Here is an 11,611-nt window from a genome sequence, read left to right on the forward strand (position 1 = left end):
ATAGTTATAAATAGAGGAGATTAGTCGCGGACGCTGCTTCAGCCATTCGACACCCAGGCAGAAAGCTGGACAAATCTATGTAAATCATCCTAGACTACCCGCTGGATTCAACTTGGAAAGCAGTTCGAAAAGTGAGGAACCTACAACGAGAAAAACCCACTGTATTTTCAACAGTGGCCTTAAACGCGAATCATTTTATTTGATGATATGTTTTTTTAACACTTCCCACTCTGCGGGATGAATCAGTCCTAGGCGCCATAGGGCAATGCCTTCTAACTAATCGCTATCGGCAAAGCACTTTCGCGCTTTTCCTTATGAATGGGGTCAGTCCCTTACCTAAGGGGGTATCGCCGAAGCGAGCAATCAAAAAGGCGACTGCATCTGAACAATCGCCTTTCTCTATCTTTGGACTTGGACTTCTTATCATAATAAATGGAATTAGTTATCGGGTTTACCCGATTCCCTTCAGTGCGACGTTTACTGTCACGGATTCTGTAGAGTCATTTACTAGACGTACCCTAGTAATAGTGCCTCGTGCCTCCACGAGAGTGACGATGGGCTGTATGTTTAGACTGGGAATAGAAAAGGATGTTTCTCCGACTTCAAGATTTAAAGAGCCACTTGTTATTTCACTTCTAATAATAACAGTTAAGTTTTCCATCTGCTCTTTTCTTACCCAAACGTAGGCCCTTGCAAATGTGGAGGTATCGAAATAGATATCGACCCCCGTAACAGGTCCAGGTGGGATTTGTACTGGTTGACTAATAGCAGTTCCATTTTCAAGTAAAGGGGTTGCCTGACGAGAATTACTGGTAATAATGGACGAGACGCCGTTGCTGCTTACATTTCCACTCACTTCTTCTGTATGAAGCGGTAGGTTACCAACGTCAACTGTTCCATCAACTGTCCCAGATACGTTCACGTTACCTGAAACTGGGAACGGATTACCTGGACTCCCTAGGATCGTTGTGCCTCCATCCGTCACTTTAACGGGCCAAGCGTTATCAAGTGTATTGGGTAAGCCTTGATTCACGTTTTTATTGGGTATTACCCCCATTTAAACACCTCCAGTGGCTCTCTGATACATCATATTGAAATCCTTTTCTTGTGTATCAGCAGTTGCAGGAGGGGAATAGTGGATATAGTAGGAAGCTACTCCTCTGTTACTCTACTTATCCGTGGACCTTAGGAGACCCTAAGATAAAACAACAAACCCCTATCCAATGTCTATTTTAAGGTGTGCACACTAACTTCTCTTTACGGGCCTACTCTATAGGGTAAATTTTACGAGACAGGGTTTCCCTTTTTCATTTCGTTTCCAATGTCACAGTCACCTTAAATAGATCCCCATCAATATCTAAATCCAAGTTGCCATCATGAAGGTCAATGATCGATTTGGCAATTGCCAAACCAAGACCTGAACCCTCGGTTTGACGAGAAGTATCGCCTCGTTTGAACCTTTCAAACAGGTCTTCGATATTTTCTCCTAGCTCGTACTTGGTTACATTTTTAAACGTAAGCACGGCCTGATTAGCATCCATTTTGACCGTAATATACACTCTCGTATTTTCTAAGGAATACTTCAAGATATTTCCTATTAAGTTTTCCAATACTCTCCATAGTTTTTGACCATCACCTTGTACAAATATGGGGGGATCTGGAGTTGAGACCCTAAACTGGAGGGTAGACTCCTTTATTTGTTCGTTATATTCGGCAAGGGCTTGCTGCAATAACTGTACAATATCTACTTTTTCCTTTACAAGATTAACGTTTCCACTCGCCATTTTGGTGGCTTCAAATAAATCATCGATAAGAACCTTTAAACGTTTGGACTTGCGGTCAATGATTTCAATATAGGAATTGCGGTCTACCTCTGCCAATCCTGGATTTTTCAATAACTCCGTATACGTAATGACGGATGTTAAGGGGGTACGCAGGTCATGGCTTACATTGGTTATCAGTTCTGTTTTTAATCGTTCACTTTTCGCCTGCTCCTTCTTAGATGATTTGACGCCAAGCTTTAGTTGATTAATATTGCGAGCAAGGGTGGCCAAGGCAGATTTTCCTTTCACGGGAAGATCAGGTTCATCTTTTCCACTCACCAAATGGTTGGTATGCACAATAATTTCGTTTAAATAACCAGCACTTCTGAAAAGCCAAATCAGTGTAGGCAATCCCACCAAGAGGAACCCAATGGCATAGAGGATAAGAAGTTCAGGCTCCATCAAGCCGATGATGAGTCCTCCACCAAAGGCAAATGCAATCATCAGCAATAGAAAGATCTGGGTCCCTATTTGACGGATGAGAAAAGCGTTTTTTATCATAGAGATGGTTCGGTAGGATACACTCTTTTTCCAGTCCGCTTTAAGATGCAAGGCATCTTTGTGTCGAGCTAGAAGATATTTCCCTTGAAGTAGAGTAAGGCCAATGAAAAAAACAATGATTAAAAGGTAGGACAGCAAATCTGTCATCCCTTCATAAAAAGACCCATAGAAGCGGTGGGGCCGGATATCGACCAACATGATAAGGGTTATGAAACCTGTGCCTGCGAACAAGCCGGTACCGATATCAAGCGGGATTCGCTTATATATAGACTGACCTTTGACTAGGGAAATGGCAGAGAAGACAGTCGCTTTTTTCCACAAAACCAGACTTCCTATTAAAGAAATCAAGCCACTATATAAATAGATATAAAAAGCCGTTTGTTCGCTCTCAAATTCGTAATAACTAGGCAATACAGATCGTATGAGTGCGGATTTAGGAACGGCAATTTGCCCTTCAAATACAGCTGCATGTCTTTCTCCAATAATGGAATCAAGATCTGTTGAGCCTAGGTTTGTGGAAAGAGAGCCATATTTGGTGGATGGATAGGTGCGGATATAGCGCATGTCTTTAGTATGGATGGCTTGATCGTGTGTATTGGTATACACTTTTCCGGTTTCTGTATTGGTTAAATGATAGAGAAATACACCTTTAGCTTGGGTAAAATCAGCGCGTTGATACTCGATTTCTCGATAATACTCATCGATTTTCTGCTCTTTTTCTTTGACCACTTTGGAGCGAACATGCTCATCATTTAGAAAGTTATGGGTAATGTCTTCGATCTTTGCATCTCGCTCGGAGATATAAGCATCGGCAAGGGCTTGGTTTTTAGACGCTTGTGCTTCTTCGATTTTTATTTCGTATTGGGCTTTGATATTTGCAATCTGTTCTTCTAAGTTCCCATAACGATATCGATGTTCTTCAATCTCTTCATGTGTTACGGTGATTTGCTTTTTGGCTTCTTCCTTGGATAGATCATTTAATTCAAATAAAATTAATCCATCAATAAATTCCTGAAGCTGATTTTCAAATTTATCACTCTCAAAATAGTTCTTATTAATGTAGTTGTCCCCATGAAATAATCCCATCGATATTCCACTAATCCCATGAGAAAAAAGGAAAAGCCAAACCATGACGAGCCATCTATTTTTCCATTTTATATCCAATTCCCCATACCACCTTTAAATATTTTGGATTTTTAGGATCAATCTCAATTTTTTCACGAATCTTTCGGATATGAACGGCAACCGTATTCTCTGCATTATAGTTGGGTTCTTTCCATACACGCTCATAAATTTCATCAATCGAGAATACGCGTCCCGCATTTTTTATTAACAGTTCCACAATCTTATACTCAATGGGTGTTAGCTTTACTGGATCTCCGTGCAGCGTTACTTCCTTCGCAGCCTCATTTAAAGCTAGTCCATTCAACTCAACGACTTTTTCCGTTCCTTCATAGGTTCCTAATCTGACATACCTTCTTAACTGAGATTTAACCCTGGCGATGAGCTCCATCGGATTAAACGGCTTGGTGACATAATCATCAGCACCCACTTGAAGACCCAAGATTTTGTCAGTATCTTCACTTTTGGCACTCAAAATAATAATAGGAATATTTTTTTCCTCGCGGATTTTGAATGTCGTGTTGATTCCATCTAGTCTTGGCATCATAATGTCTAAAATAATAAGATGAATATCATGCTCCTTTAGTTTTTCAATCGCTTCGATTCCATCTTGGGCTTTGATCACTGTAATGCCATCATTCTTAAGATAAATTTCAATGGCCTCTCGAATTTCCTTTTCATCATCGACAACGAGTACAGTATATTGATTCATTTTCTCTCAACCTCCTTTCAAAGTATAACGTGATTGATATGAACCTAATGGTATAGGACGAATCTTAATAAATAGGCGTCATAAATCTTAAGATTTCCTTAAGAAAAAATTATATTTTTGATGTATGAATGAGCGCCTGCCTTACAAGCAGGAGATCATAGGTTCGATCCCGTCGCTTTCGGCAAAGCCCTTTCGTGCTTTACCTTATGATTGGGGTCAGTCCCTTACCTAAGGGGGTATTTCCGAAGCGGGCAATATCGAAAAGGAAACTTACGTTAATGAGGAGCACTTTGCCACCTCTATGTTCAATCTTTCACATAAACTACTACCTATTTGGTTGCTTTACATACTTCTTACATCTGATAAGTTCAATATAACCCTATCCCCCTCTCCCCAATCGGAACAGATCATTATCTTTGTTTCCTGGTACCTACTCACAAGGGTAGAAAGCAAGATGGAAGCTCTCACCTTCTCGATCGCAGACATGACCCACGCGATTCATGGATGGGAGAAGGAGACTTAGTTGGTGGAAACCCTAAGATAAAACAATAAACCCCTATCCAATACCATTGGACAGGGGTTTTTCATTTTTCAACAAAGAAAATGTAAAGCAAGAACTTACCTTTCAAGTATTTCTAATAGGGTACTATCGTCCGTGATCATAAATTTTACTTTTTATTCCTGCTCAATTAAAGTTGTTATAAAAGCGAAATATATCTTTGACCGCAAACCTAATCTCGGAGAAAATCGTCGAAGAAAAATCGCTCCCCCTATCAAAGACATCTTCCCTTACAAAACTATAATGGGTTAATACGTATTTCGCTATATACTGATTAGACGAGTCAACAATCCAATATTCCCTTACCCCAGCTTGTTCGTAGTCATGTAACTTCGTTACCAAATCTGTTCTAGACGTGGAGGGAGATAATACCTCAACAACTAAGTCAGGTGCGCCGTAGCATTTTCCCTGTTGTATTTTTTTGTGATCACATATAACTGAAATATCTGGAAGGAAGAACTTTTCTTTCTCACAACTTTTAACTTCAGACCCAAAAGGAATCAAGGCCAGATTACTGCCAAAAACAGTACACTGGCTTCCTTTTAAAGCTAAAGACAATTCTCCAATTATTGAGGCAATAATGGCCTCATGATCGGCTGAAGCAGGGGACATGAGTATGGGAAAGCCTTCATGAAGTTCATAGCGGCCTTCTTTCAAATCAAATTTAAGGAATTCTTCTACCGTATACCTTTGATTTACATTGAGTCTCTCCACTTATACTCCCCCCTCATAACTTCATTTTATCATGGTTTATTTAAACGAAACAAATATACTTAAGTAGGAAGCTATCAAATGGGGCGTGCTTTTTGGTTGGGGTCAGCTTCTTACCTGAAGGGGTATCCCCGAAGTGAACACCCTACTTCTCTGGCTAGATAAAAATAAAAAAACCGACTGATTGCCAGCCGATCCCCTCTCACCGGTTATTCAGAAACCAGTCGTTTGTAATTATCTTTATACAATCTGTAATGCTATTTCAATCTCAATTACCTAATTTGAATAATGGTTCTTTTTTTACCTTAAATCTAATGTATCTGTACACACCAAGACAAAATATACCAATAACAACTAAAGGAATTAACTCTGGAACTATTATTAAAGCCATTACAGCATCTGAATAAAGTAAGATATCAACAAACCCAAAAACAAATATAGAAAGAATAATGGATTGGAACTTGCTGTATAGAAGAAAATATTTCGTTTGAAGCCCTTTTAGTAAATGTATTTGCTTGCACCCCCTAAATTATTAGTACAGATATATTCTATTTACGAATGAAAAAAATTAAAGTTTCAATCTCAAACAAAGTTCCACAGGATAAATACCTAAATACAATCATCTTAAATCGTTGCTATAGGCAAAATACTTTCGCTTTACCTTATGATAGGGGTCAGTCCCTTACCTGAGGGGGTATCCCCGAAGTGAACAAAGGTTGTAATGCCTGCTTATTTATTAAGCAGGCTATTTCTTGTCTCCGCTAAGTTTTAATATAAAAAAGTAATGTACACCCACACTGCACATGTGTATAATCTAATTATTAAGATCTTTCATAATATTAGGGAGAGGTGGAGACAAAAATGGCCATTAGCACTGGGTATATACCGCTGAACTTCGAAAGAGTGACTCCTGCTCAACAGTATTCTCGTTTGGACAGCTATGTACAAACATTGGAGCAGCGTAAAGGTGTTCTCTCCTTTTCTGACAGGGAAGTATCCGAAAAATTGATGGAAAAAGTGATTGAAACAGCGGGCCGAGCGCCCTCAGGCGCAAACCAGCAGCCTTGGACGTATGTCCTTATTAAGAATCCAGATATCAAGAAGGCAATTCGTGAAGCAGCTGAACAAGAAACCGGTGAGAGCAAAGAATGTTTAGAACAAGCTCCATACCTGGTAGCCTTATTCAAGGTGACTTATGGATTGGAGAAGCAGCCAGATGGATCGGTAAAACGGATCAAGCACTATTATGTACCGGAGTCAACGCCTCTTTCTTCCGGCTTCTTTATAGCTGCGCTGCAGCATGCTGGATTAGATTGCATCGTTCATCCTGTGTTTGCAGCCTTGCAATCGATTCTCAGCCGCCCTAAAAATGAAAAGCCTTGCCTTTTGTTTGCCGTCGGCTATGCCAAGGAATACAATGAGCATACGCGTAAGCCTTTATCAGAGATTCTTATTGGAGAATCTCCACTAGATGATTTTTACTCAGCTCAAGAAGATTCTCTTGGAATGTCTCATGGTGATGAGACCCAGGCCTTGTCTTCAGTAGAATCATTTTTGGAGCGTATGAAAAAACGCAGGAATGTCAGACATTACTCTACAGAAGACGCTGATATTAATCTTCTCTACCAGGCAGTGAGAGCCACGGCGGCTACTCCTTCGGCAGGCAGTTTACAGCCCTTCCGTTTTGCTATTGTCAGTGATTCAGAACGCAAACAAATGATTAGAGAATTAGCGGAAATAGAGGAAAGAAAATTATACGAGGAAAGAATCTCGGATGAGTGGAGAGAAGCATTAGCACCATTAGGAACGAATGCAAGCAAGCCGCATCTGACAGATGCCCCGCATCTAATTATAGCTTTCTATATAAAGGATCCAGGCAAAAACAACTATGATATTGAAACAGCAAGCATGGCTGTAGGTATACTGATGGGGGCCTTACACCACGCTGGATTATGCACTCTGACCCATACGCCAAGTCCGATGGCTTTCTTGCGTGACTATTTGGGCCGCCCTACGGAGGAAATGCCCTTTATCGTTTTGCCCGTCGGATACCCGATTGACGGCTGTCAGGTTCCTGATATCACGAAGAAACCTCTATCAGAGATTTTAGTGAAATTTGATTAGGTTTCCTTGCAAGGTCTTTATTTTCTATATGTAATGGCAGCTGGTATTGAATGGGACAGGAAATAAACTTAAAATACTCGTAAGTTCACTCCCATACAGTTATAAAAGGTGACGTTATGGAAGGAAAAGGAGATCTTGTATGGATATTGGAAAAAAAGTAAAGGATTTGCGAGAAAGCAAAGGTTATTCGGTACGAGAAATGGCCAAACTGTGCGGGCTTTCTCCTAGTCTCGTTAGTCAAGTGGAACGGAATGTTTCTAGCCCTTCCATCTCAACCTTGCTTAAAATGGCCGAAATCTTACACGTTCCCGTAGGCTCCTTTTTCAGTGAGGTAGAACATGAGAAGCAAATTGTAAGAAAACGCGAACGGAGAAAATTTATCTATCCTGACCATACAACAACTTATGAATTTGCTAACCCTCCGGAGTTAGACAGAGAATTACGGACTTTGGTGGTCACTCTCCAACCAATGCAATACACTTCTAATCAAAAAGTCAGCCATCAAGACAAGGAGATCTGCTTTGTTGTGGCTGGTGAAGTTTCGGTTGAATTTGAGGATTCTACTCACCTTCTTCAGGAAGGGGATTCCATTGTCTTCAATTCTCAGAACCCACACCGATTTTACAATAAGTCGGAACGAGAGGCGCAATTCCTCTTGATTATCTACAAGTAAGAACAACAGAAACGACCTCCCCTTCATTCTAGAATCGGGGGGTTTTGTTGTTACAGATTGAGTATAAGGGGAGATTTCTAGTGACTAATAAGAGCATGCGCGATGCCTCACTATCGGTCATATATATTGTAGGAGGAGTGGGATTGGCCGGCATTCTTCAAATTCCACTCTTTATAGGGTTCTTTGTGGCTGTTTGTCTGATGATCCTGTTATTGCTGAAGAGGGGCATGTCCACCAAAGAGATATGGGAGGCTAGCCTTGCTGGCATGAAAAGGACCAGACCCGTCATTTTCATCTTATTGCTCACAGCCTTGCTGATCCCTGTCTGGATTTCCAGCGGGACGATTCCTATTATGATACAGATAGGGGTGCAGTGGATTAATCCGGAGTGGATCGTTCTTGTCGCTTTTTTACTGGCGGCAACTGTGTCTTTTCTGTTAGGCACTTCCATTGGAACCCTAGGCTCCTTGGGCGTTGTGATTATAAGTGTGGCAATATCGGCCAATGTGTCAGTACCCCTTGTTGCCGGCGCGTTGATCTCTGGAGCGTTTGTAGCGGAACGGATGTCCCCTCTGTCTTCCTTGTTTCACCTCGTTGCAAATTCAGTGGATACACACCCGACTCAATTATTTCGCAAAATGGTGCCCTCTTCCTTGCTGCTCGTTGGGATTGGCATCTGTTTTTATACGGTTTTGGGAATGAATGCATCCCCTGTTATCCCTAAGACTGACAGCCTGTATCAAACTTTGCTGGCAAGCCATTTTCATTCTTCCTTTATTTCCTTTGCTCCATTGATCGTGTTGTTCGGGAGTATTTTTCTTAGAAACAGCACCTTGAAATCGTTGGGGTTTGGCGTGGCAACCGGTATCCTTGTTGCACTTTTTTACGAACAGGTTCATATTCTTGCGCTCTTGCAGAGCATGGTCTTTGGCTATACCTCTTCCCATGATACATTGGCCCTTATCTTGAGAGGTGGAGGTCTCCTTCGAATGTACGAATTAATCCTTTTTATTTGCCTTGCCGGTATAATGAACGGACTATTGGATAGAACCCAGCTATTTCAACCTTTAATCGACCAGCTGTTTAGAGGAGGAATGACAATCACCAACTACACCGCCAGGACTGTCATGGTAACCCTATTGCTTGCTCTGATAGGCAGCAACCAAGCATTCCCTGCCTTAGTAGCCGGTCGCTCCTTATCGGGCACTTGGGGTAAGGAGGGATTTGGAAGGGAAGACTTGGGACGTGTGATTTCTGATACAGCTATTGTAACTTCAGGCATCATCCCGTGGAATATGGTGGCTATATTATCTACTGCAGCTTTAGGAGTACCGACTTTAGCGTATGCACCTTATGCTCTCTTGCTGTGGATCTCACCGATCACCACCATTATAATAAGCTATTGGCTCTCTAAAACCAGTTCATTCTCCAATCAGGATGCCCATATTTCATCCAGATGAAAAAGGAAAACCCGATGCAATGGAACCGGCGGAAATGAGACTTGTACCGGCGACTTTAGGTGGAATAGAGGCAACTTCGTTGTTTTTACAAATATATCCCGTTTTTCTACACAAAAAGAGGGGCGGCCATAACAGCTACACCTCAATATTCATCAGTCATCGTTATAAGAGTTTTTATTGTACATAATTGCAAAGCTTACCAATCTGCTCTACTTCAACAACGACAACATCTCCCGGTTTTATTGGACAACTCCCGGAAGGGGATCCAGTAGCCAAAACATCACCTGGCTCCAGGGTCATGACCTGTGAAATCCAACTGATAAGGAAAGGTATAGAAAGGGACATCTGGTTCGTATTACCATCTTGTACGACTTTCCCGTTTAAAGTGGTTACGATGTGTAAATTCGTGGGGTCGACACCGGTCACAATCCACGGGCCCAGAGGCCCAAACGTGTCAAATCCTTTGCCGCGTGTAAACTGAGGATCTTTTTTTGTTAGATCTCTTGCTGTAACATCATTAAATATCGTGCAGCCAAAAACATAATCCATGGCATCCTCTTCTTTAATATTTTTTCCGCCTTTCCCTATAACAAGCGCTACCTCCCCCTCTAATTCTACCTGGTTGGTTAACTCACGCGGAGGAAGAATGATGTTGCCTTCATTTGGAATAAGGGAAGTGGTAGGCTTTAAGAACAAAAAAGGTTCTTTTAGATTGGGCTTACCTCCTGTTTCCTTCGCATGTGCTGCATAGGTCCAGCCAAAATTAATCACTTTAGAGGGTTTCACAGGCTCCAAGATTTTCACATCATCATATTTTACTTTTACACCGTCATATATTATTTCTTTGTTGATAAGATCGGTAAAATCGCTCGATAACTGTAATATGATATCATCCTCTACAACCCCGTAATAGGTTTCACCATCTTGGCTTTGATATCGAACTATTTTCTGTGTTTTTTGCAGTACCTGCAATTCATCCACTCCCCTTATCATGTTATTTCCTTCATCAGGATACAATCACATCATCTATGGATTTAGATCTCGTCAAAAATGCTCCCCCGATAAGGAATACGCCGCTTATGTAGAACACCGTTAACAGCCCTCCACTGCTTCCAATCACACCAAAAATCAAAGGTGCTACTAATTGAGAGAGTCGATTCGAAGCCAACCGAAGCCCAAGGACTTCTCCTGTCCTCGTTTTTGGGGAAGCGTTGTAGGTGGTTGTCATCGAAAGCGGTTGTCCGCACCCCAAGCCAATGCCCATTATCGAACTCAACAATCCAAATATATAGGCATGTCCAGCAAAGGGAACGAGAATAAATGAAATACCAGCAATGAGAATGGAGGCAAGCAAGACCAAGTTGCGCCCATATTTAAGGGTTAACTTTGCTAGAAACAGCCGTACGGCCATCATCGACAACCCTTGAATGGCAATAATCCACCCAATCTCTGATGCGGTTAAACCAAAGTGCTGTCCAAGTAAAGGGAAATAAGCTACAAAAATATCTTTTGAATAGAGCACTAGGGCACTGGAAGCCAGCGCCTTACGAAGCAAAGGCAGCTTCAGCAGTGCCAACGGGCTCCCTAAGGCTGCTTGCTCTTTAACCTGTTGTACACGTATTACGGGGATGAAAAAGGAAAAGGCCATCGGAATTGCCCCTAAAACAGCGGCAATCAAAAAAGCGAGAGCATAGGACAGGTGCTCCGCCAAATATCCGCCTATAATCGGACCAACAAAAGCTCCCATAGCGACGAACATACTAAAAACATTAAAATTGTGATCCCGTGCTTCTTTGGAGGAGGAATGTCCAAGAACATTCTGTAATGAAACGGCGAGGACCAAATGGGACATGCCCACAATGATCTGTGAAGCATATAGCGCACTCATTGTCGAAAAAAGAGAGTAGGGGTGGTCATCACTGATCC

At 41.6% G+C, this 11,611-nt stretch carries 9 protein-coding genes; 3 read left to right on the forward strand and 6 right to left on the reverse strand.

The genetic code is table 11. The features are described from left to right. Window positions 1–451: 451 nt before the first annotated feature. From EIZ39_RS25910 to EIZ39_RS25930, 4 genes are all read right to left on the reverse strand, one after another. Window positions 452–1,057, reverse strand: coding sequence for a hypothetical protein (locus EIZ39_RS25910; RefSeq protein WP_129204439.1), 606 nt, complete (start codon window positions 1,055–1,057; stop codon window positions 452–454). 250 nt (window positions 1,058–1,307) lie between these two features. Further along, on the reverse strand, window positions 1,308–3,488 hold the full coding sequence (locus EIZ39_RS25915; protein ID WP_129204441.1) for a sensor histidine kinase: 2,181 nt from the start codon (window positions 3,486–3,488) through the stop codon (window positions 1,308–1,310). Beyond that, entirely contained in the window at window positions 3,466–4,158 is a 693-nt protein-coding gene (locus tag EIZ39_RS25920; RefSeq protein WP_129204443.1) for a response regulator transcription factor, read from the reverse strand. The genes EIZ39_RS25915 and EIZ39_RS25920 overlap by 23 nt, the downstream gene beginning before the upstream one ends. A 685-nt stretch (window positions 4,159–4,843) precedes the next feature. Further along, a complete protein-coding gene (locus tag EIZ39_RS25930) occupies window positions 4,844–5,431 on the reverse strand; it encodes a Uma2 family endonuclease (protein ID WP_129204445.1) in 588 nt (195 codons plus the stop codon). 858 nt (window positions 5,432–6,289) lie between these two features. Between EIZ39_RS25930 and EIZ39_RS25935 the strand changes: the two genes are divergently transcribed. From EIZ39_RS25935 to EIZ39_RS25945, 3 genes are all read left to right on the forward strand, one after another. Beyond that, window positions 6,290–7,552, forward strand: a complete 1,263-nt coding sequence (locus EIZ39_RS25935; protein ID WP_129204447.1) for a nitroreductase family protein — start codon at window positions 6,290–6,292, stop codon at window positions 7,550–7,552. 139 nt (window positions 7,553–7,691) lie between these two features. Then, window positions 7,692–8,225: a helix-turn-helix domain-containing protein gene (locus EIZ39_RS25940; RefSeq protein ID WP_129204449.1), complete on the forward strand. Its 534-nt coding sequence runs from the start codon at window positions 7,692–7,694 to the stop codon at window positions 8,223–8,225. Between the two features lie 80 nt (window positions 8,226–8,305). Then, window positions 8,306–9,685 carry a Na+/H+ antiporter NhaC family protein gene (locus EIZ39_RS25945; protein WP_129204451.1) on the forward strand — a complete coding sequence of 460 codons (1,380 nt, stop codon included), beginning with the start codon at window positions 8,306–8,308 and terminating at the stop codon, window positions 9,683–9,685. Between the two features lie 174 nt (window positions 9,686–9,859). On the opposite strand, the gene EIZ39_RS25950 is transcribed toward EIZ39_RS25945, so the two are convergent. Together EIZ39_RS25950 and EIZ39_RS25955 are read right to left on the reverse strand one after the other, a co-directional pair. Then, entirely contained in the window at window positions 9,860–10,678 is an 819-nt protein-coding gene (locus EIZ39_RS25950) for a fumarylacetoacetate hydrolase family protein (protein ID WP_129204453.1), read from the reverse strand. A 13-nt stretch (window positions 10,679–10,691) separates the two neighbouring features. Further along, window positions 10,692–11,611 (reverse strand): MFS transporter (locus tag EIZ39_RS25955; RefSeq protein ID WP_164985356.1); only part of this gene is annotated, 920 nt, incomplete at its 5' end.

The sequence above is a fragment of the Ammoniphilus sp. CFH 90114 genome (genome assembly GCF_004123195.1).
In the GTDB taxonomy this organism is placed as follows: domain Bacteria; phylum Bacillota; class Bacilli; order Aneurinibacillales; family RAOX-1; genus YIM-78166.

Bases quoted from the DNA above. Each gene is read 5' to 3' on its own strand.
- EIZ39_RS25910 (WP_129204439.1), bottom strand. From the start codon at position 1,057: ATGGGGGTAATACCCAATAAAAACGTGAATCAAGGCTTACCCAATACA.
- EIZ39_RS25920 (WP_129204443.1), bottom strand. From the start codon at position 4,158: ATGAATCAATATACTGTACTCGTTGTCGATGATGAAAAGGAAATTCGA.
- EIZ39_RS25935 (WP_129204447.1), top strand. From the start codon at position 6,290: ATGGCCATTAGCACTGGGTATATACCGCTGAACTTCGAAAGAGTGACT.
- EIZ39_RS25940 (WP_129204449.1), top strand. From the start codon at position 7,692: ATGGATATTGGAAAAAAAGTAAAGGATTTGCGAGAAAGCAAAGGTTAT.
- EIZ39_RS25950 (WP_129204453.1), bottom strand. From the start codon at position 10,678: ATGATAAGGGGAGTGGATGAATTGCAGGTACTGCAAAAAACACAGAAA.